This window comes from uncultured Cloacibacillus sp. (genome assembly GCF_963926575.1).
GTDB lineage: Bacteria > Synergistota > Synergistia > Synergistales > Synergistaceae > Caccocola > Caccocola faecigallinarum.
This window is the reverse complement of record NZ_CAWUXW010000002.1, coordinates 252017-271555: the sequence shown is the minus strand read 5'-3', so window position 1 is coordinate 271555 and position 19539 is coordinate 252017. Positions and strand designations below refer to the sequence as shown.

The 19539-nt window shown below is 59.2% G+C and carries 20 protein-coding genes and 2 other RNA genes; 18 read left to right on the top strand and 4 right to left on the bottom strand.

Going from position 1 to position 19539, the window contains the following annotated elements:
- The first annotated feature begins 62 nt into the window (after window positions 1-62).
- From ABGT66_RS04145 to ABGT66_RS04115, 7 genes are read left to right on the top strand one after another with little or no spacing between them, the layout of a single operon-like run.
- Window positions 63-890 (top strand): phosphate ABC transporter substrate-binding protein, encoded by an 828-nt coding sequence (locus ABGT66_RS04145; RefSeq protein WP_346689053.1) that lies wholly within the window; start codon window positions 63-65, stop codon window positions 888-890.
- A gap of 33 nt (window positions 891-923) precedes the next feature.
- Window positions 924-1838 carry a phosphate ABC transporter permease subunit PstC gene (gene pstC, locus ABGT66_RS04140; protein WP_346689051.1) on the top strand — a complete coding sequence of 305 codons (915 nt, stop codon included), beginning with the start codon at window positions 924-926 and terminating at the stop codon, window positions 1836-1838.
- A complete protein-coding gene (gene pstA / locus ABGT66_RS04135; protein ID WP_346689049.1) occupies window positions 1835-2698 on the top strand; it encodes a phosphate ABC transporter permease PstA in 864 nt (287 codons plus the stop codon). Before pstC ends, pstA begins: the two co-directional genes overlap by 4 nt.
- Entirely contained in the window at window positions 2699-3526 is an 828-nt protein-coding gene (gene pstB / locus ABGT66_RS04130; RefSeq protein ID WP_303150274.1) for a phosphate ABC transporter ATP-binding protein PstB, read from the top strand. It abuts the gene before it with no gap.
- A gap of 41 nt (window positions 3527-3567) precedes the next feature.
- Window positions 3568-4257: a phosphate signaling complex protein PhoU gene (phoU, locus tag ABGT66_RS04125; RefSeq protein ID WP_346689047.1), complete on the top strand. Its 690-nt coding sequence runs from the start codon at window positions 3568-3570 to the stop codon at window positions 4255-4257.
- Window positions 4258-4261: 4 nt separating this feature from the next.
- The gene (locus ABGT66_RS04120) at window positions 4262-4960 is read left to right on the top strand and encodes a response regulator transcription factor (protein WP_294193416.1); all 699 of its coding nucleotides are present in this window, start codon (window positions 4262-4264) and stop codon (window positions 4958-4960) included.
- 1 nt (window position 4961) lies between these two features.
- Window positions 4962-6740 carry an ATP-binding protein gene (locus ABGT66_RS04115; RefSeq protein WP_346689045.1) on the top strand — a complete coding sequence of 593 codons (1779 nt, stop codon included), beginning with the start codon at window positions 4962-4964 and terminating at the stop codon, window positions 6738-6740.
- Between the two features lies 1 nt (window position 6741).
- Here the strand turns inward: ABGT66_RS04115 and ABGT66_RS04110 are convergent, their stop codons facing one another.
- A complete protein-coding gene (locus tag ABGT66_RS04110) occupies window positions 6742-7209 on the bottom strand; it encodes a hypothetical protein (protein WP_294193419.1) in 468 nt (155 codons plus the stop codon).
- A gap of 48 nt (window positions 7210-7257) precedes the next feature.
- Window positions 7258-7357: signal recognition particle sRNA small type (ffs, locus tag ABGT66_RS04105), an RNA gene on the bottom strand.
- Between the two features lie 185 nt (window positions 7358-7542).
- On the opposite strand from ffs, the gene ABGT66_RS04100 reads away from it, so the two are divergent.
- The 7 genes from ABGT66_RS04100 (at window position 7543) to pflA (ending at window position 14304) form a co-directional block, all read left to right on the top strand.
- Window positions 7543-8013 carry an NfeD family protein gene (locus ABGT66_RS04100; RefSeq protein ID WP_346689043.1) on the top strand — a complete coding sequence of 157 codons (471 nt, stop codon included), beginning with the start codon at window positions 7543-7545 and terminating at the stop codon, window positions 8011-8013.
- Window positions 8014-9033 carry an SPFH domain-containing protein gene (locus tag ABGT66_RS04095; protein ID WP_346689041.1) on the top strand — a complete coding sequence of 340 codons (1020 nt, stop codon included), beginning with the start codon at window positions 8014-8016 and terminating at the stop codon, window positions 9031-9033.
- A 33-nt stretch (window positions 9034-9066) separates the two neighbouring features.
- Complete coding sequence (locus ABGT66_RS04090; RefSeq protein WP_346689039.1) at window positions 9067-9885, top strand: MerR family transcriptional regulator; 819 nt, start codon at window positions 9067-9069, stop codon at window positions 9883-9885.
- Between the two features lie 49 nt (window positions 9886-9934).
- Window positions 9935-10501 (top strand): chromate transporter, encoded by a 567-nt coding sequence (locus tag ABGT66_RS04085; RefSeq protein WP_346689036.1) that lies wholly within the window; start codon window positions 9935-9937, stop codon window positions 10499-10501.
- A complete protein-coding gene (locus ABGT66_RS04080) occupies window positions 10488-11018 on the top strand; it encodes a chromate transporter (RefSeq protein WP_294193428.1) in 531 nt (176 codons plus the stop codon). The genes ABGT66_RS04085 and ABGT66_RS04080 overlap by 14 nt, the downstream gene beginning before the upstream one ends.
- A 282-nt stretch (window positions 11019-11300) precedes the next feature.
- On the top strand, window positions 11301-13583 hold the full coding sequence (gene pflB, locus ABGT66_RS04075) for a formate C-acetyltransferase (protein WP_346689034.1): 2283 nt from the start codon (window positions 11301-11303) through the stop codon (window positions 13581-13583).
- Window position 13584: 1 nt separating this feature from the next.
- Complete coding sequence (gene pflA / locus ABGT66_RS04070; protein WP_346689033.1) at window positions 13585-14304, top strand: pyruvate formate-lyase-activating protein; 720 nt, start codon at window positions 13585-13587, stop codon at window positions 14302-14304.
- A gap of 116 nt (window positions 14305-14420) precedes the next feature.
- Here the strand turns inward: pflA and ABGT66_RS04065 are convergent, their stop codons facing one another.
- On the bottom strand, window positions 14421-15266 hold the full coding sequence (locus tag ABGT66_RS04065; protein WP_346689031.1) for a nucleotidyltransferase domain-containing protein: 846 nt from the start codon (window positions 15264-15266) through the stop codon (window positions 14421-14423).
- A gap of 109 nt (window positions 15267-15375) precedes the next feature.
- On the opposite strand from ABGT66_RS04065, the gene smpB reads away from it, so the two are divergent.
- From smpB to ABGT66_RS04045, 4 genes are all read left to right on the top strand, one after another.
- A complete protein-coding gene (gene smpB / locus ABGT66_RS04060) occupies window positions 15376-15846 on the top strand; it encodes an SsrA-binding protein SmpB (RefSeq protein WP_294193436.1) in 471 nt (156 codons plus the stop codon).
- A 46-nt stretch (window positions 15847-15892) separates the two neighbouring features.
- Window positions 15893-16247, top strand: a transfer-messenger RNA (tmRNA) gene (gene ssrA / locus ABGT66_RS04055).
- A 225-nt stretch (window positions 16248-16472) separates the two neighbouring features.
- Window positions 16473-17630: a tyrosine-type recombinase/integrase gene (locus ABGT66_RS04050; protein WP_346689029.1), complete on the top strand. Its 1158-nt coding sequence runs from the start codon at window positions 16473-16475 to the stop codon at window positions 17628-17630.
- Window positions 17631-18026: 396 nt separating this feature from the next.
- Window positions 18027-18602 (top strand): hypothetical protein, encoded by a 576-nt coding sequence (locus ABGT66_RS04045; RefSeq protein ID WP_346689027.1) that lies wholly within the window; start codon window positions 18027-18029, stop codon window positions 18600-18602.
- Window positions 18603-18606: 4 nt separating this feature from the next.
- Here the strand turns inward: ABGT66_RS04045 and ABGT66_RS04040 are convergent, their stop codons facing one another.
- Window positions 18607-19536: a hypothetical protein gene (locus tag ABGT66_RS04040; RefSeq protein ID WP_346689026.1), complete on the bottom strand. Its 930-nt coding sequence runs from the start codon at window positions 19534-19536 to the stop codon at window positions 18607-18609.
- Between the last annotated feature and the right edge of the window lie 3 nt (window positions 19537-19539).

Below are 19539 nucleotides of genomic sequence, written 5' to 3'. Positions count from 1 at the left end.
TACACACATTGTTAACTGCTCCGGCTTATACTTTCAATCACAAAATTTTAGGAGGAGTAGCAATGAAGAAAGTATTAACGGCAATGGTAGCAACTCTGGTTCTCGCCGCGGCTTCGGCTGCGATGGCGGCGCCGATCGTCATGGACGGTTCGACGACGGTCCTTCCCTTCGGCCAGGCGGCGGTCGAGCAGTACATGAAAGAGCATCAGGGCGTCCAGTTCTCGGTTTCCGGCACCGGCACCGGCAACGGCTTCAAATCCCTCGCCGACGGCGCCGCCCAGATAGCGAACGCCTCGCGCTTCATCAAGGATTCCGAAATCCAGAACTGCATCTCGAAGAAAGTATATCCCGTTCCCTTCGCGGTCGCCCTTGACTGCATCGTTCCCATCGTCCACAAGGACAACAAGGTAGCCGACCTCACGAAGGCTCAGCTGAAGGACATCTTCTCCGGCAAGATCACCAACTGGAAGGAAGTCGGCGGCGCCGACGCTCCGATAGTCGTAGTAGGACGCGATACCAGCTCCGGTACCTACGGCACCTGGCAGGAAATGATCATGGATTCCGGCGAGAAGACCCGCGTGACGGCGAAGGCTCAGGTGACTGCTTCCAGCGGCGCTATGCTCGCGACGGTCAGCAAGAACCCCAACGCGATCGGCTATGAAGGCATGGGCTACGTCAACGACACCGTCAAGGGCGTCAAGGTCGAAGGCGTGGCGGCGAGCGCCGCGACCGCGCGCAACGGACAGTACCCGCTCTCGCGCTTCCTCTACATGTTCACCAACGGCTGGCCGCAGGGCGAAGTCCTCAACTTCCTCATGTACATGCAGAGCGACGCGGGACAGAAGATAGTCAACAGCACCGGTTACGTCTCGCTCCGCGAAGTGAAGTAGTCTGAGATAAAAGGAAGAAGGCGGACAGCCCTTATGAACACCAGCGGAAACAAAACGGCGTCCAGAGCCGGTCAGGCTTTCGGAGGTACCGGAGACAGGATAATGTCGCGCGTAGTCTTCTGCGTGGCGGTGACGGGAATAGTCATCCTGATCTTCATCCTCGGGTTCCTGATCGCGAACGGGCTGCCCGTCCTTGAATCGACGTCGCTGGGGGAGATGTTCTTCTCGAAGGACTGGTACCCGACGGAAGAACCCCCGGCGCTTGGGATGGTGGCCCTGATAGCGGGCACGCTCGCGGCCACCCTCCTTTCGAGCGTGATGGCGATCCCGGTCTCCATCGCGCTCGCGATTTTCTCCGCCGAGATTGCGCCGCGCAAGGTGCGCCAGTGCTTCAAGGTACTCTTTGAAATGCTCGGCTTCCTGCCGTCGATAGTCCTCGGCTTCATAGGAATGATGATAATAGCCCCGTGGATGCAGGTCGGCCTCGGCATCCCGAGCGGCCTGAACCTTCTCAACTCTTCGATTTTGCTGGGATTCCTGATAATCCCCTCGGTCGCCTCGCTTTCGGACGAGGCCCTCGCCGCGGTGCCGGGCGAGCTGCGCGACGCTTCCTACGCGCTCGGCGCGACGCGGCTCGAGACGATCTTCAAGGTCGTATTCCCGAGCGCGCTTCCCGGAATCATCGCCGCGACGCTGCTCGGCGTGATGAGGGCTCTAGGCGAGACGATGGTCGTCCTCATGGCGGCGGGCGGCGCGGCGGTTCTTCCGTCGATGTTCACCGACCCGATACGCCCGCTCACCTCGACGATTGCGGCGGAGATGGGCGAGACGCCGGTCGGAAGCACGCACTATCACGCGCTCTTCTTCGCCGGCCTGATACTTCTGATTATGACTTTGGCAATCAACTTAGCTTCTCTCTATGTGGAAAAAAGAGGTGAAAAGAGATGAACCGCACTTACGGACGCAGGCTTTTCGACAGGCTTTCGACGGCTCTTTTCTGCCTTGTGGCGCTCGCGCTGGTCGCGGTCATCGGCGCGGTCGCGCTCTATCTGATAAAGAAGGGCGCGGGCACGCTCTCTATAGAATTTCTGACGCAGCCGCCGCGCGACGGAATGATGGCGGGCGGCATACTGACGCCGCTCATCGGCACGATGCAGCTCGTCCTTGTCTCGATGGGCGTCGCTCTGCCGGTCGGCGTGATAACGGGGCTCTACTTCGCCGAGTACGCGAAGGATACGTGGTTCGTCAGGCTCATGAGGATTTCGATTCGCTCGCTCGCGGGCGTCCCGTCGGTAATCTTCGGGCTGTTCGGGCTTTCGCTCTTCGTCGTCTTCCTTCAGTTCGGCTCGTGCCTGCTCTCTGCGGGGCTGACGCTCGCCTGCCTCTCGCTGCCTCTCGTTGTGACGGTTGCTGAGCAGGCGTTCCTCGCGGTGCCGCAGGATTACCGCGACGCCTCATACGCTCTCGGCGCGACGAAGGCGCAGACGATTTTCAAGGTCGTCCTGCCCTCGGCGGCTTCTACGATAATAACGGGCGCGATTCTCGCGATAGGCCGAGTGGCCGGCGAGACGGCGCCGATAATGTTCACGGGCGCGGCGTACTTCGCCCCGAATATAGCGAAGAGCCTTTTCAGCCAGGTCATGGCTCTTCCGTACCACATATACGTGCTCGCGACCTCCGCGACCGACCCGGCCGCGGCGGAGCCGATAGAGTACGGCGCGATACTGGTGCTCATAGGGCTGGTCATGGGAACTAGCGCGGCGGGCGTAATAGCGCGCGCGCGGCTTGCGGAAAGGAACGGCAGATAAATGGAAGGCAAAGAGAACATCCGCGTCGAGGTCAGGGACCGCGGCGCGCGGCAGGAAGAGGAAAAGGCGGCCTTCGTCACGAAGATAAAGACGGAGCACGTCAACCTCTATTACGGCGAACGCCAGGTGCTGAAGGACATAACCTTCGACATGGGCGAGAACAAGGTCACGGCGTTCATCGGCCCCTCCGGCTGCGGCAAGAGCAGCTATCTGAGGTGCCTCAACAGGATGAACGACTTCATATCGTCGGCGCGCGTCGAGGGGACGATCAACATCGATGGCGAGAACATCCTCGCTCCGAGCACCGACGTCATCGGCCTGCGGCGCAAGGTCGGGATGGTCTTCCAGAAGCCGAACCCCTTCCCGATGTCGATATACGACAACATAGCCTACGGCCCGCGCCTCAACGGCATAAAGGACAAGGACAAGCTCGACGAGATAGTCGAGAAGAGCCTCGAAGGCGCGGCGCTCTGGGACGAGGTCAAGGACAAGCTCAAGACCCCCGGCACGGGCCTCTCGGGCGGACAGCAGCAGCGTCTCTGCATCGCGCGCGCGACGGCGACGCAGCCGGACATCCTGCTCATGGACGAGCCGACCTCCGCGCTCGACCCGATGTCCACGCTGAGGATAGAGGAGCTCGTCAACGAGCTGAAAAAGGACTACACGGTCGTCATAGTCACGCACAACATGCAGCAGGCGGCGCGTATATCCGACTACACGGCCTTCTTTCTGCTCGGCGATTTGATAGAATATGACGTAACCGCGAAGATGTTCACCTCCCCGCACGACAAGCGCACGGAGGACTACATCTCGGGCAGATTCGGCTAAACCTTGGAGTTTTATGGAAGATTGGAGCGGGGCGTAAAAAAATGGCTACGATAAACACGAGAAAAAGGCTGGAGGAGGACCTCTCGGCCCTGAAGAATATGATTTACCGCATGGGCGGCATGGCGGCAGAGTCCGTCGAGCAGGCCGTCTGGGCGCTCAAGAACAGCGACGCGGAGCTCGCGCAGAAGGTCATCGACGACGGCGACCTGATAGACGAGCTCGAGGAGAAGGTCGACGCGGGCTGCATGGAGTTCGCGGCGCGCTACCAGCCGCTCGGCGAGGACCTGCGCGTCGTCGTCAGCCTCATGCACATAGCGGTCGACCTCGAACGCATAGGCGACTACGGCGAGAACATCGCGAAGGCGGCGCTCGACCTCTCGAAGAAGCCGCAGCTCAAGCCGCTGATAGACATCCCGCGCATGGTCGAGATACTCAAGACGATGCTCTCGACCGCGATGGAGGCGCTCGACAAGCATGACGGCGCGGCGGCGCTCAAGGTGTTCCCCTACGACGACGACATGGACGACCTCGACAAGCAGATAATCCGCGAGCTTCTGCTGCTCATCATGGAGAAGCCGGAGCGCATAGAGCAGTCGCTGAGCCTCATGAGCGTCTCGCGCATCCTCGAGCGCGCGGGCGACCACGCGACGAACGTTGCGGAGAGGATAGCCTACATGTACACGGGCCGCCAGGTGAAGGCCTCCGACTACCGCCGCAGGAGGCAGCTGTAGCGCGATGGCACAGAAGATACTCGTCGTCGACGACGAAGAGAGCCTCGCGCAGTTCGTCTGCCGCGCGCTGCGCCAGCAGGGCTACAAGACGGTCTGCGCATACGACGGCGACAACGCGCTCTCGCTGGTCTACGAGGAGATGCCGGACCTGGTGATACTCGACCTCATGCTCCCGCTCATGGACGGCTGGGAGATTTGCCGCCGCGTGAAGTCCGACGAAGAGACGCGCCACATCCCGATACTGATGCTGACGGCGCGCAGCTCCGCCGAGGACGTCGTGCAGGGGCTGGACCTCGGGGCCGACGACTATATGAGAAAGCCCTTCCCGCTCGACGAGCTGCTCGCGCGCGTGCGCGTGCTTCTGCGCCGTTCGCAGGGGCCGGCAGACACGAAGAAGGTCATCGAGGACAGGGATTTCAAGCTCGACACCGCCGAGAAGGAGGTCTGGCTGCGCGGCAGCATAATAGACCTCAGCCCGACGGAATATTCGATACTCGAGGTGCTCGCGCGCCGCATGGGGCACACCGTATCGCGCGACGAGCTGCTGCGCAAGATATGGGGGCTCGGAAGCTGCGACACGCGCACGGTCGACGTGCATATGTCGAGGCTCCGCAGGAAGCTCGACGACGGAAAGAAACCGACGCTCTCGGCGCAGACTCTGCGGGGGCGCGGCTACAGGCTGACCTGGGAGGAGGGCGAATAAGATGTCCGCAATGCGTTCGCTCGCAATGAAAAAGAAAATAGCGCTGCTGATGACATTCGCCGTCTGCGTCATAGGCGCGGCGGCGTGGTTTATAGTCTACAGCGCGCAGCGCGGAAGCGCCGTCGAGGGCGCGCGCGACACGCTCGGACGCTATCTGACGGTCGCCGTGTCGTCGGCGGAGCGCGAAGGCCTGGCCGGGCTCGCCCACGCCGAGAAGGTATGGCAGGAAATGTATCCCGACGGACGCATGACGGTGATAGCCTCTGACGGGCGCGTGCTGATAGACAGCAAGGCCGACGCCGGAGAGCTTGAGAACCACTACACGCGCGGCGAGGTCATAAGCGCCTTCGAGACCGGCGAGGGCTTCGAGCTGCGCTACAGCAAGACGCTCGATGCGTGGCAGGTCTACTCGGCGCGCAAGGCCGTCCTGCCGGGCGGCGGTGAGTGCGTCGTGCGCCTCTCATATCCCGTCTCCGCGCTTTCGTCGATAGTGCAGAACATCACCGCGCCGTTCCTTAAATATTTCGTCGCGGCGCTCGTCCTGATATGGCTCGGGACGTACCTCGTGCTGCGCTCGATTATGACGCCGCTCCACAACTTAAGCGAGGCGGCGGCGCAGATAGCGCGCGGCGAAAAGGCCCGCTTCCCGATAACGGCCGACGACGAGATACAGACGCTCGCAAACACGCTGAACAACATGCAGGATTCGCTCGCGAGCACGATACACGAAGCCCAGGAGCGCAAGGAGGAGCTCGCGCAGATAGTCGGCGCGCTTCCGGTCGGCGTCATACTCATCGACGACGACAAGCGCATCCGCTACATCAACCGCGAGGCGGCGCGTATCTGCCGCGGAAACGGCGGCGGCGAGCTTCCGGCGCGAGGCTCTTCGGTCGAGGTCATCATCCCCTCGGGCGAGCTGTTCCAGATGCTCGACGAGCCGGACGGCAAACGGGTGATTTCCGTGATGCGCGGCGGCAGGGTGGAGGTCGAGGCGACGACGCTGGTGCTTCCGCGCGGGCGCATGATCGTGCTGCAGGACCTCACGGAAAAGCTGCGGCTTGAAGAGGCACGCCGCGACTTCTTCATAGACGCGGGCCACGAGTTCCAGACGCCGCTGACGATAATGCGGACCGGCCTGGAGCTTATGAAGAGCGCGCCGCAGATGAAGGAGCCGGAGCGCGCCGAGGACGTGGAGACGATAAACAGCCTGCTGCGCCAGCAGGAGCGCATGAGCAGCCTCGTCGACGACATGCTTCTGCTAGTCCGCCTCGACGCCGACGCAGTGCCGGAGCTTCAGGCGCTCGGCGATGTGAATCTTCGCGAGCTCATCTTCGACGTGCGCGACGAGATAGAGGCCCTTCCGCATAAGAAAGAGATATCGATAGAGGTCTGCGCGCCCGAGAACGCCTCGGTCAAGGGCGTCTACGGCGACCTGCGCCGCGCTCTGCTGAACCTCATGGAGAACGCGCACAAGTACATAGGGCTTGGCGGCGGAGAGGCTGGACATATAAAGGTCTCCGTCGAGGACGCCGGCGGCTCGTGGAGGATAACCGTCGACGACGACGGCCCGGGCGTCCACGACATGGACAAGGAGATAATCTTCGAACGCTTCCGCCGCGGCGACGGACACCGCGCGCGCGGCAAGGAGAAGAAGAACGGCGGCTACGGCCTCGGCCTTTCCATCTCGCGCAGGATAGCGGAGCGCCACGGCGGCAGCCTCGAGCTCGGCGAAAGCAGGCTCGGCGGCGCGGCCTTCGTGATAACGCTTCCGAAGGATTAGACTAGATAATAAATTCGATCAACGACGCGGCTCCGCTGCTCTCGCCCGTAAAGGCGTCTATGAGCAGGGGGCCGCGTATTATATAGAGGCGCAGCGCGGAGACGTCCTCGCCGCTGTGCTTGAAGAAAAGCTCGGAATGGCGCAGCCCGCGCTTCCAGCCGCGCGGCGACGCCGCCGAGACTGCGGCGAGCGCAGCGCCCTCGGCCTCGGAGGGCTTGAGGCGAGCGGGGAGGATTTTGATGTCATCGGGGATTTCCGGCATCTCGCGCGGCTCCACGGCGCCGTCGACTATCACGGCGGAGCCGCGCGCGGCGTCTACGACCGCAGTGACCTCTTTTACAGTCAGCCGCGTGAGAAGCCCGCGTTCGGCCATATTCGCCGAAAGGACATAGCACGGCACTGCGACGAGCCTGTCGCCCGGCTCCGGCTCGGCTTTGAGCGGAAGAAATTTCCGTGGAGCTTCTTTCATCGAGATTACCGTCCTTAGGAGGTGCGTAGAAGTAAAGCGCCCTTTGCAGGAGCTCCAGCGCTCCCATGGCACCCGCAAGATTCCGCTTATCGCTGCTTCCTTCCGGACCTGACGAGGTTCACGGGCTTGCGCCGCATGGGACTGGAACCCCTGCAAAAGGCGCTCGACGGCGCGAAGACGCGCCGCAACGCTAAAATTATAGCGGATTTCGCGCGAATGTCAAAACGGCGCGCATTCGCCGCTTAAGTAAAAATTAATCGCAAAGGCGGCGCGGTTGTGATATGCTTGTCGCGCGGGCGGCGGAGATGCCGCCCCGGACGAAAGGGTGAGACGATGGACGGACTCGCAGCGCTTATAACTTCAAATCCCGTCATATTCTGGCTGATAGTCGCGATAGCCGCGGGCGTCATAGAGGCGTCGACGGCGGGGCTCTTCTCCGTATGGTTCGCGATAGGGGCGCTCGTCACGATGGCCCCCGCGTGGCTTGGCGCGTCGTTCAACGTGCAGATAGCCGTGTTCATAGCGGCGAGCGCCGCGGCGCTCGTCTTCACGCGCCCGTTCTTCAAGCGCGTGCTGCACGTCGGCCACACGCCTACGAACGCCGACATGCTCATCGGCGCGGAAGCCGCGGTCGTCACAGAAATAGACAACATCGCGGAGCGCGGCCGCGTGCGCGCGGGCGGCCTCGACTGGGAGGCGCGCAGCGCGGACGGCGGAAAAATAGAAAAGGGCGCGGTCGTGAAGATACTCGAGCTTCGCGGCGTCACGCTCATAGTAGAAAAAGAGAAACAGGAGGAAAAGTAAATGCTTTCGACGATATTTCTTGTGTTCATAGTGTTCCTGCTCGTGATGGTCGTCGCGGCCAACGTGCGCATCGTGCCGCAGGCCAGCGTTTACGTCATCGAGCGCCTCGGCACCTACCTCTGCACGTGGGGCGCGGGGCTGCACATCAAGGTGCCCTTCATCGACCGCATAGCGAACAAGGTCTCGGTCAAGGAGCAGGTCGTAGACTTCGCGCCGCAGTCCGTCATAACGAAGGACAACGTCACGATGCAGATAGACACCGTCGTATTCTTCCAGGTCACCGACGCGAAGATGCTCACCTACGGCGTCGAGTTCCCGCTCGCCGCGATAGAGAACCTCACCGCGACGACGCTGCGCAACATCATCGGCTCGATGGAGCTCGACCACACGCTCACCTCGCGCGACCACATCAACTCCTGCATAACGGAGACGCTCGACAAGGCGACCGACAAATGGGGCATCAAGGTCAACCGCGTCGAGGTCAAGAACATCGAGCCGCCGAAGGAGATAATGGCCGCGATGGAGCGTCAGATGAAGGCTGAACGCGAGAAGCGCGAGTCGATACTGCTCGCCGAGGGCGAAAAGCAAAGCAAAATACTGATAGCGGAAGGCGAAAAGGAATCCGCGATACTGCGCGCCGACGCCGTGCGCGAGCAGAAAATCCGCGAGGCGGCGGGCGAGGCCGAGGCCATCCGCACCGTGCAGCAGGCCGTCGCCGACGGCATAAGAATGCTTAACGAAGCCGCGCCGACGCGCGAGGTCATAGCGCTGCGCAGCCTCGAATCCTTCGAAAAAGCCGCCGACGGACAGGCGACGAAGATAATAATCCCCTCCGAGATACAGGGCGTAGCGGGTCTCGCGGCGTCGCTGAAGGAGCTCGTCATCCCCGACGGCGCGGAGAAAGCGCAGAACGGCGCAAAGCCGGCGAAGAAAACGGCGTCAGCCCCGGCGGCATTATTCTCGGCAAACGGCGCGCACACGGCGCCGCAGCCGCCGTTCGGAGACGGAGACGCAAGATAACGAGGCGGGGCCGTGCGCTCCGCTTTTGCGTAAATGAAGTACCACATCGGCTTAATCTCAAAGCTGCTCGGCCTCTCGGCGGGCGGCATAAGGCTTTACGAGCGCGGCGGAATCGTGCGTTCGCAGCGCGAGGGCGACGGAGGCTACCGCTTTTACGAAAGGCCGGACATCGTCTCGCTCATGCTCGCCATGTCCTACCGCGGCTGCGGCTTTACGCTCGGCGAGGCAGAGGTGCTCGTCAACACCGACGATCCGGACTTCGTCGCCGAGAGCCTGCGCCGCCGTGAGGAGAAGCTCGAGGCGGAAATCCGCCGCAAGAAGCTGATACTCGAGCGGATGCGCGAAAACCGCAGGATGATAGAGAACGCTCCGTCCGAGTTCGGCAGGGTAGAGCTGCGCGAGCGCCCGGCCTTCTACCGCCTCGAGTTCATGCGCGGCGGCGACCTGATACTGCGTCCCGAGGATTACTCACTCTTTAGAAAATGGCGCGAGCTGTCGCCGTTCGTATTCCCGTCGCTGCGCGGCAACTGGGAGAAGTTTCTCCGCGAAGGACTCGACGAAAACGTCGCGGGCCTCGGCCTCATGGAAAGCGACGCGAAGCTGCTCGGCGCGGAGCGCATCGCCGGGCGCGGCATATATTACCCGCCATGCCCATGCATCCGCGCCGTCATGCGTATCGAAGGGCGCTTCCCGCTCATATCGGCATCCTACCTGGAGCCTCTGAAAGAATACGCGGAGCGCGAAAAGCTGACCGTCGCGGGCGACCCCGTCTCGCACACATTCCTCTCGATAAACAGGAACGGCGGGGGCATAAGATACCGCGTCATGTGGCTGCCCGTCGCGGAGGCTTGACCTTACACCAAGTGTAGGCGTTACCCTCTCGGCATTGGGGGGATACGCAATGAAAAACGCGCGCGGCGCGCTTCGGATATTCCTGCAGTTTCTGAAATTCGGCTGCTTCACCTTCGGCGGCGGGCTCAACATAATCGCGCAGATGCAGCGCCTGTACGTCGACGAAGAGAAGCGTATAAGCAGCGTCGAGCTGCTCGACCTCACGAGCGTCGCGCGAAGCCTGCCGGGCCTTTTCGTCGGTAACGTCGCGTTTCTCTACGGCTACCGAGACTCGGGCTACCCCGGCGCATTCGCCGCGCTCTTCGGCATGGTCATACCGCCGATGATAGTTCTCAGCTTCATCACGTATTTCTACACGATATTCCACACGCAGGCCACAGTTATGGCGGGCATGACAGGCGTGCGCGCCGCAGTCGTCCCGATAATGGCGAGCGCCCTTCTCGGACTTCTGCGCGGAGCCTTCCCGATGCGCGCCTGCTACGCAGTCGCGGCCGCGGCTCTCGCGGCCTATTTCTTCTTCAACGTCAACTGCGTCTGGCTCATCGCCGGCGGCATAGCCGCGGGACTGCTGCTCAGCCGCGCGGGGAAAGGAGGCGGCGGCGATGGTGCTGCTTAGCCTATTCTGGAGCTTCGTCAAGATAGGCTTCACTAGCTTCGGCGGCCTGTCGATGATACCGCTTATTACAAGCGAGATGCTGAGCCACGGCTGGATGACCGCAGCCGAGGTTACGGACATAATAGCGATAGCCGAGATGACGCCCGGCCCGCTCGGCATAAACTGCGCGACCTTCGCCGGAATCCACGCCGCGGGCATGCCGGGCGCCGTAGCGGCGAGCCTCGGCGTGATGACGCCGACCTTCACGATAGGCGCGCTCGCCGCCTTCTTCTACGGATTTTTCAAGGAAAGCAAAGGAATGGCCCACGCGATGGTCGGAGTGCGCCCCGCGTGCATAGGCATGATACTCGGCGTGACGCTCCAGCTCGCGCTCTCAAACTACGGCGCGATGATGGATAAAGGAATAATCCCCTTCGCTGCGATATCGATCCTCGACGCCGCGCTGCTTATAAAATGGAAAGTCAGCGTCCCGAAGGTGATCTGCCTCAGCGCCGCGCTCGGCGTGGCGTTGTTCTGATTTTCGCCTCGTCCGGCTGCTTCGATACAAGGCGCAGCGGGTCTCGCCGCGTCGCTGAAGGAGCTTGTAAAGAGCGACGACGAGATAAAACCGCAACAATAAAAAATTTATCGCGCGTAATATCATGAACATAGTTCACAAATATATGATCATACTATATAATATCTCCATGCAAGAGGCTTATGGACTCTGACGGATAATTGTGGAGCACCACAGTGAGTTCATATGTTAAACAAGCCGACCGTCTGGGCAGCATCCTTCCGATGCCGCCCATTTTTTATATTGAAAAATGGGCGCTGCGGAGATGTTTTATACATTAGGAGGAACGCTGTTATATATGAAGAATGGAAGGGTTTCAAGGCCGGTAAGTGGCAGGCTTCGATCGACGTCAGGGATTTTATTCAGACCAACTACACCCCCTACGAGGGCGGAGAGTCGTTCCTGTGCGGCGCGACGGCAAGGACGGAAAGGCTTATGAAGAAGGTTTCGCGCCTTTTCGAGCTCGAGCGAGAGTTCGGAGGCGTGCTGGACATAGACACGCAGACGGTGACCTCGCTGACGAACTACGGCCCGGGCTATATCGACAAAGCTTCGGAGATAATCGTCGGCCTCCAGACGGACAGGCCGCTGCGCCGCGGGGTGAATCCGTTCGGCGGCATAGCGATGACGCGCAAGGCGTGCGAGGCCTACGGCTACACTCTCTCCGATAAAGTAGAGCGCGAGTTCCAGTACAGGACGACGCACAACGACGGCGTTTTCCGCGTGTACAGCGACGAGATAAAGACGGCGCGTCACTGCGGCATTATCACGGGGCTGCCGGACTCTTACGGACGCGGGCGCATAATAGGCGACTACCGCCGCGCCGCGCTCTACGGCGTCGACAGGCTCATTGAAGAGAAGAAGAAGGACAAGGCCGCTGTCGCCGATTCCGGCGTCATGCTCCAGGATCAGATACGTCTCCTCGAAGAGCTTTACCAGCAGATAAATTTTCTAGGCAAGCTCAAAGAGATGGCGGCGCTTTACGGATACGACATTTCCCGTCCCGCCTCGTGCGCGCGCGAAGCTGTGCAGTGGCTCTACTTCGCTTACCTCGGCGCGATAAAGGAGCAAAACGGCGCGGCTATGTCGCTTGGGCGCGTCTCAACCTTCCTGGATATATATTTTGAACGCGACATCGCGCGCGGAACGCTCGACGAGAGCGGCGCGCAGGAGATAATCGACGACTTCGTGATAAAGCTGCGCATGGCGCGCCATCTTCGTACTCCGGAATATAACGACCTCTTCGCCGGCGACCCGATGTGGATAACGGAGGCGCTCGGAGGCGTCGGCGAGGACGGCCGCACGCTGGTGACGAAAAGCTCCTTCCGTATGCTCAACACGCTTTACAACCTCGGACCGTCCGCGGAGCCGAACCTCACCGTGCTGTGGTCGGAGGCTCTGCCGGAGCCCTTCAAGCTCTTCGCCGCCAAGGTGTCGTGCGACACGGACGCCATTCAGTATGAAAACGATGACCTTATGCGCTCGATATACGGCGACGATTACGCGATAGCCTGCTGTGTCTCGGCTATGCGGATAGGCAAGGAGATGCAGTTCTTCGGCGCGCGCGCGAATCTCGCAAAGTTGCTGCTGATGAGCCTGAACGGCGGACGCGACGAAAAAAGCGGCGCGCAGGTCGGCCCGGCGCGGGAGCCGTATTCGGGAGAGGTCCTCGATTACGGCGAGGTGCTTGAAAGAATGGACTTCTACCGCGAATGGCTCGCGCGCACCTATGTCAAGGCGATGAACATGATCCACTATATGCACGACAAATACGCATACGAAAAGACGCAGATGGCGCTTCATGATACGGACGTGCACCGCTATATGGCCTTCGGCGCGGCCGGATTGTCGGTGCTGGCCGACTCGCTGTCCGCAATAAAATACGCGCGCGTGCGCCCGGTGCGGAACGAGGACGGCCTTATCACCGATTTTATAACGGAGGGCGAATATCCCGCCTTCGGCAACGACGACGACCGAGTGGACTCAATAGCGCGCGAACAGATAGAGCTGTTCTTGGAGGAGCTCAGAAAGAACCCGACATACCGCGGCGCGGAGCACACTCTTTCAATTCTTACGATAACGTCGAATGTCGTTTACGGCAGAAAGACGGGCTCGACGCCCGACGGACGGCGCGCCGGAGAGCCCTTCGCGCCTGGCGCGAACCCGATGCACAACCGCGACAAAAACGGCGCGCTCGCCTCGCTGAACTCCGTCGCAAAGCTTTCGTATGCCTCGTGCCGCGACGGCATTTCAAACACGTTTTCAATCGTACCGGAGGCTCTGGGCCACGACGATGCAGAGCGCCGCGCAAACGTCGCGGCGCTGCTCGACGGCTATTTCGCGCAGCGCGCGCATCACCTGAACGTCAACGTGCTCGACCGGGAACGCCTGCGCGAGACGATGGACCGCCCCGAAAAGTATCCGAACCTCACCGTGCGCGTCTCCGGCTACGCCGTGAATTTTCACAAGCTCTCGCGCGCGCAGCAGGAAGAGGTAGTTTCGCGCACGTTCCACAGCGCGATGTAGCATGAAGGGGCGCATAAGCAGCTTTCAGAGCATGGGCGCGGTGGACGGCCCCGGGCTTCGCTTCGTCGCCTTCGCGCAGGGCTGTCCCCTGCGCTGCGCCTACTGCCATAATCCGGAAACGTGGGCGGCGGACGGCGGAAGCGAGTTCACCGTCGAACAGCTTGTGGAGAAGGCGGAGCGGGTGCGCCCCTACATAAAAAAGGGCGGCTTCACGCTTTCAGGCGGCGAGCCCCTAATGCAGCCCGAGTTTGCCGCGGGGCTCTTCGCCGCCCTCCGCAGGCGCGGATTCCACACGGCGCTCGACACCTCCGGCTGCTTCGGCGCGGGAGATGCCGTCCGCGAGGTCCTGCGCCATACCAGCCTCGTCATCTGCGACGTGAAGTTCGCTCGCGCCGGGCTTTTTCAAAAATACTGCGGAGGCGAGCTGTCGCGTACTCTGGACTTCATCGCGCTGACGGAGGAGATGCGCGTGCCGCTGTGGATACGGCAGGTCATCGTCCCGTCGATCAACGACGCTCCGTCCGACGCGCGCGAGCTCGGACGCATCGCCGCGTCATACAGCAATGTAGAAAAGCTCGAGCTTCTGCCGTTCCGCAAGCTGTGCATACATAAATATGAAGCGTTGGGCATAGACTTTCCGCTGCGCGGCGTGCAGGAATGCGGCGCTGACAAGCTGCGCGAGCTTCAGGAGGCCGCCGAGCGGGAACGCGCCGGCGTCTGACGGTGGCGAATCAAGCGCACGGTGTAAACAGAGAGGCGAGGCCGCCGCCGGCTGCGCTGCGCCGGCGTTGCAACGGTTGGCCGCACAGCAGTCATTTGCGTCCCGCCGATGGATTTCTACAGCGGCCTATCCCTGCCCGTCATCCGGCAGACGTTCTCGTACTGCCGCTCGATTTTGCCGAAGGCCGCGGCTTCATGCTCGCCGCCGCAGTTTGAGAGCGCGGCGGTCACCTCCTCGGCGAAGCCTTCAGGCATACGCGCGCCGGATTTTACGAGCCGCGCGAGCGCGCCTTTTTCGTTGAGCATGTACATGCCGTTCGCCGCGTATAGGACGTGAAACAGCGAAACCGCGCAGCGGAACAGCGAGCCTGCGGCGTACACCGCGTCGCCGCGTCCGAGCGCTTTTTTGCCGCACAGCAGAGAAAATCCGCACTCCCATAAAAATTTGTCGATTGCGGCTGCCCTGTAAACCTCCGGAAACGGCGAGAGCCGCGTCTTCTCCTCGCGTAGCCGCGAGGAAGCGGAGAAGAGCTCGACGCAGCAGGCCGCCTCGCCCATGTATATCGAATTGACGAAGCCGAACGGATGGCCGCACTGGTAATCTATCGTGATGTTCCCGCGCAGGCAGTCATCGATTACGGCGCTGGCGCGCGCGATGTCGCGGTACAGAATATCGACGGGGAAGCCGTCGACCGTGAGCCAGCCGCCGCCGTTTATCCACGGCCCCCACGCGCCGGGCTCCGTAGCCGCGTCAGCGCGTCGCGCGTCGTCGAGCTCAGCGGCGCGCCGTCTCAGCTCTTCCGCGTCGAATGTGCGCGCGTCGTAATATATCCCGATGTCGATATCGGAGTGCGCGCCCGCGCATCCCACGGCGCGCGAGCCGCCGAGCACGACGGACTCCACGCCGCGCACGCCCGCGAAGGCGCGTGCGGCCCTTTCTATAACATTATCCGCTGACGCCATAGCCGGGCCCCCCGTCCGAAATTTTGACAAAAGAGTAGCACAATGCGCGCGCCGCAGGGTTTGACTAAATTTGCTCAAACGGGTATAATGCGCGCACGAGGTGAGGACAGTGGCTGAGGACAAGACGGTCGCGCAGAACCGGAAGGCGAGACATGAATATTTCATCATCGACTCCTTCGAGACCGGCATAGTCTTGTCCGGCACGGAGATAAAATCCGTGCGCGACGGGCGCGTCAACCTCAAGGACGGATTCGCCTCCGTCGAAGGCGGCGAGCTGTGGCTCTACAACGTACACATATCGCCCTACGAGAAGGGGACCATCTACAACAAGGACCCTCTCCGCCCGCGCAAGCTGCTCGTCCACAAGACCGACATCCGCCGTCTCGTAGAAAAGACGCGCGAAAAGGGCTTCACGCTCGTGCCGCTCAAAATGTACCTCAAAGAGGGCAGATGGGCGAAAATAGAGCTTGCCGTAGCGAAGGGCAAGCAGCTCCATGACAAGCGCGACAGCGCCGCCGAACGCGACGCGGCGCGCGAAATAGACAGAGCGGTACGCCGCAAGGTTCGCGGCGACTATTAACGCGCGGGCCTGCGGCTCGCGCAGCGCAACACCGCTCCAATCCTCCGGGGACGACAGGTTTCGACAGCAGGCGGAGGGTCGGGGGGAGCGTGCCGAGGATGGGGAAGCCTCGTTAATCCGGCTCCGAAAAAATAATTGTCGAAGACAATTACGCACTCGCTGCTTAATTAAAAGCAGCGCGCTCTCCGGGGCTTCCGCCGTCGGGTCCCGATAGAGCGTCACAAAGACGGCTGGGATTACGGTTCCGCCTTTCGGCCGGCGTCCGAGATCCAGAGAGGCTAGGGAAAGAGTATCCTGTCTACGGGAGCCTCCGCCCCGAATTTTAAAGCATAGACTACGCACGTAGCGCCCTCCAGATTGTCCTCTGTTGGACCGGGGTTCGATTCCCCGCGTCTCCACCAGAAAGCTATTTCAAGCCCCCTCACGGGGGCTTGATTCGTTTTTTAAGCCTTCTCAAAACTCTGACGAATGCCGTATAATACTGAATAAATCGTGATTACGGCTTGTCGGTTCTCTCTCGTATATTTTCAGCTCTTTTCAAGCCTAGTCACGAATATTCAGCACTACAAAATTAAAAAATAAGCACTACGCTTATTTTTGTAGTGCTTAGGAGGCGAGGAAGGCTGATGCTGACTGAAATCGCGGTGCGCGACCTGAAGCCGAGGGCGCAGCGTTTTATGAAGGCCGACAGGGACGGGCTGTATATCGAGGTAGTCCCGTCCGGTATCAAATATTGGTGGTTTGTCTCGCAGGCCGGAGGCAAGAGGAAGAAGTTCGCGCTCGGTAAATATCCCGATTTGTCGCTGAAGGAAGCGCGCGAGGCATGCGTGCTGAAGAAGCGCGAGGTCGGTATCGCGTTGGGACTCGACGTGCCGGGCGTGCGTTTTGAAGAGCTCGCCGAGGAATGGTACAAGACGCGCATCCTGCCGTTGTCTGCCAATTACAGCCGCACGGTGCGCATGAGGCTGGATAAGTATCTTCTGCCTGGGTTTCGCGGGCGTCCCGTCGCTTTTATCAAGGGCAAGGAGATATTGGCTCTTTGCAAGGAGATAGAGGCGGCGGGGTTCGTCGAGACGGCGCATCGCGTGCTTGATATTTTCGCGGCGGTTTTTCAGTTCGGCATTCCTACGGGTATCGTGCCGGCGGACCCGACGGCTGGGCTATCCGCGAATTTACAGCCGGTGCGCGCTTCGCACTTCGCCGCGCTGACGGACCGGCGCGACGTCGCGGCGCTGATGACGGCTATCCGCTTTTACCGCCAGAGCCGCGTGCGCAACGCGCTTTATTTCAGCGCTTATACTTTCTGCCGTCCAGGAGAGGTACGCGGCGCTCTGTGGCGCGAGGTGGACTTCGCTCGCTGTGAGTGGCGTATCCCGGCCGAGCGTATGAAGGGCAACCGCGAGCACGTCGTTCCTCTTGCGCGCCAGGCCGTCAATGTGCTTGAGAACGAGCGCGCGCTGCTTGACGGGCTCGGCATCGTTTCGGATTTTGTCTTCCCGTCAGAGCGTTCATCCGCGCGGCCGATGTCGGAGAACACCGTGCGCATGGCTATACGCTCGATGGGGTTCGGCGCGGATAAGATGTCCGCGCACGGCTTCCGCCACATGGCGAGCACGATCCTCAACGAGTCCGGCCTGTGGTCCGCCGACGCGATAGAGATGCAGCTCGCGCACAGCTCCGGCGGCGTCCGCGAGATTTACAACCAGGCGAAGTACATGCCGGAGCGCGTTCGTATGATGCAGTGGTATGCGGACGAGCTGGATAGGCTGAGGGATGGAGAATAAGCTGTCACCTCGTAGAAACGTCTCTGCTAAAAAATAATCCCTGAGCTCGGCGTTTTCTGGACTCTGCGAAAGCGCGTACTGTCAGGGATGGACATCTCAATTTCTTGAGTAGCTGTATCATACAATAACAGCACCTCTTTGTAAAAGAGCGATTCTTACCATATTTTTTAGTATTGTCAATGCGTATATTTCAGAAGAAAACTGTAGTCTTTCAGCGTCAATATATCACGCATATAAGAAAATCCGCCCGATTTCCACACTTGTTCAAAGACAGAAATGAAAAGGGGGCGAATCATGCTGTTCGTAATTGTACAGCTAAAAGCTGAGATGTTCCCAATATTTGCGTGATATATAATTTGGCTTGGAATGGACGTATAAGAATTTGAGAGGTGCATAATGGACAAGGCATTTAAAATCTCGATTTTTGTGACATCCTTTTTTCCGCTGTGGTTTACCATTTTATTTACAGACGTTCTTGCTCTGTATAATGGCGCCATGTCGCCATATTCTGAAATAATAGGTATATGCTGCATCTTAATTTGTAATGCGTTATCTGTATGGCGTATACATAGCGCGATGAAATCCAGTCTTCACGAAACGTTTTTCAACGACTATATAATCGTGAGTGCCGTCCAAGAGAAAGGTATTACGTCTGAGTTTCTTTTGTCTTATATTCTGCCGTTGTTTGCCTTTGACTTTACGCTGTGGAGCGGATGCGTTGAGTTCCTTATATATTACGTTACGTTAGCGTTTCTCTGCATAAGGAACAACAATGTATATGCAAACTTATGGCTTGAAGTCCTCGGGTATAAATTTTATAGCTGTGAATTAAAACTGAAAGCTCAAGAAGATATAAAGGCCATACAAGGCATAGTGCTAAGCAGGGAAAACTTAGTCGCCGCGCGTGACTCAACGAAATCAATAGCCCCGTTGGACAAGCCTTTTTATATAGCAAAGACGGATATAGACTGACTTTTTAATATTCTACCTTTGTGTTATCCTCAATATCAGTGGCCAATTTTTTACATAGATAATTAACGAGTTGTTTTGCCTCCTCGTCTGTTTCTAGAATAAACTTCTTGCTGTCCGGGTCTAGCTTGAGTTCAAGAAGAGCGGCGCGATTCTTTCTCTTACGTAAGTCTTTTAATACTTCCAGCCTATCTTCCTGGAACGTTAGATAGCGTTTTGGGTTGTGCCCTTTCATAGAGAATTCTTTGAGATTTTTCAGAGAATTTTCTTCTATGATGTCATATGATTCTATCTTCGTCAGGCTGGCCTCTGTCAGCACTTTTCTCGTATACGGCAGGTTAAAGATAGATTCAAAATTTAGATTCATACCATAAAGGTTATTGTCAATCACCATGCAGTCAAAAACAGCGTTGAATTGGAGCAATGGCTTCTCAAACTGTTCTACGGAGTTTTTTCTTCCTCCTCCTATGATTGTTTCAATAAATGTCTTATTCCCGAAAGTTTTAATGGGGTTTTTCTTGGAAATCAAATATATGTTTTTCTTTCCGTCTTTTGTTATATATGTGCCGCGAAAAACATAGGCGCAGGCTTTAACTTTGTGCCAGTCTATAGAGTCATCGCTGTTTTCCACGCTGTTGCTGAAAGCCGTCCACGCAGTTTTTATATCCTGGGACTCAAGCGAGAGTTTTTCTATCACGTTCTTAGCGTTTGATAAGGTATAGCACTGCACGGTGCAGTGATTTTTATCAATGACTGCCATAGTCGCGTCGCATATATCTTTTAGCAGAGCCGAAAGTTCTGCATGGCGCAGAAAGGAGAAGTCGTAGGACATGAACTCGTTCGGATGCGTCTTGTGCTTATATCTTACGAGGACGCATTTCCACGATTTATCATAGCATAAATTTGTCAGCGCTTCTCTTATCGTTTCTATGGACATGTT

Coding starts and splice junctions, on each gene's coding strand:
- ABGT66_RS04040 (WP_346689026.1), bottom strand. CDS start 19,536: ATGTCCATAGAAACGATAAGAGAAGCGCTGACAAATTTATGCTATGAT.
- ABGT66_RS04145 (WP_346689053.1), top strand. CDS start 63: ATGAAGAAAGTATTAACGGCAATGGTAGCAACTCTGGTTCTCGCCGCG.
- ABGT66_RS04120 (WP_294193416.1), top strand. CDS start 4,262: ATGGCACAGAAGATACTCGTCGTCGACGACGAAGAGAGCCTCGCGCAG.
- pstA (WP_346689049.1), top strand. CDS start 1,835: ATGAACCGCACTTACGGACGCAGGCTTTTCGACAGGCTTTCGACGGCT.
- ABGT66_RS04110 (WP_294193419.1), bottom strand. CDS start 7,209: ATGAAAGAAGCTCCACGGAAATTTCTTCCGCTCAAAGCCGAGCCGGAG.
- ABGT66_RS04050 (WP_346689029.1), top strand. CDS start 16,473: ATGCTGACTGAAATCGCGGTGCGCGACCTGAAGCCGAGGGCGCAGCGT.
- pstC (WP_346689051.1), top strand. CDS start 924: ATGAACACCAGCGGAAACAAAACGGCGTCCAGAGCCGGTCAGGCTTTC.
- ABGT66_RS04045 (WP_346689027.1), top strand. CDS start 18,027: ATGGACAAGGCATTTAAAATCTCGATTTTTGTGACATCCTTTTTTCCG.
- ABGT66_RS04115 (WP_346689045.1), top strand. CDS start 4,962: ATGTCCGCAATGCGTTCGCTCGCAATGAAAAAGAAAATAGCGCTGCTG.
- ABGT66_RS04100 (WP_346689043.1), top strand. CDS start 7,543: ATGGACGGACTCGCAGCGCTTATAACTTCAAATCCCGTCATATTCTGG.
- phoU (WP_346689047.1), top strand. CDS start 3,568: ATGGCTACGATAAACACGAGAAAAAGGCTGGAGGAGGACCTCTCGGCC.
- ABGT66_RS04090 (WP_346689039.1), top strand. CDS start 9,067: ATGAAGTACCACATCGGCTTAATCTCAAAGCTGCTCGGCCTCTCGGCG.
- pflA (WP_346689033.1), top strand. CDS start 13,585: ATGAAGGGGCGCATAAGCAGCTTTCAGAGCATGGGCGCGGTGGACGGC.
- ABGT66_RS04085 (WP_346689036.1), top strand. CDS start 9,935: ATGAAAAACGCGCGCGGCGCGCTTCGGATATTCCTGCAGTTTCTGAAA.
- pstB (WP_303150274.1), top strand. CDS start 2,699: ATGGAAGGCAAAGAGAACATCCGCGTCGAGGTCAGGGACCGCGGCGCG.
- ABGT66_RS04080 (WP_294193428.1), top strand. CDS start 10,488: ATGGTGCTGCTTAGCCTATTCTGGAGCTTCGTCAAGATAGGCTTCACT.
- ABGT66_RS04095 (WP_346689041.1), top strand. CDS start 8,014: ATGCTTTCGACGATATTTCTTGTGTTCATAGTGTTCCTGCTCGTGATG.
- ABGT66_RS04065 (WP_346689031.1), bottom strand. CDS start 15,266: ATGGCGTCAGCGGATAATGTTATAGAAAGGGCCGCACGCGCCTTCGCG.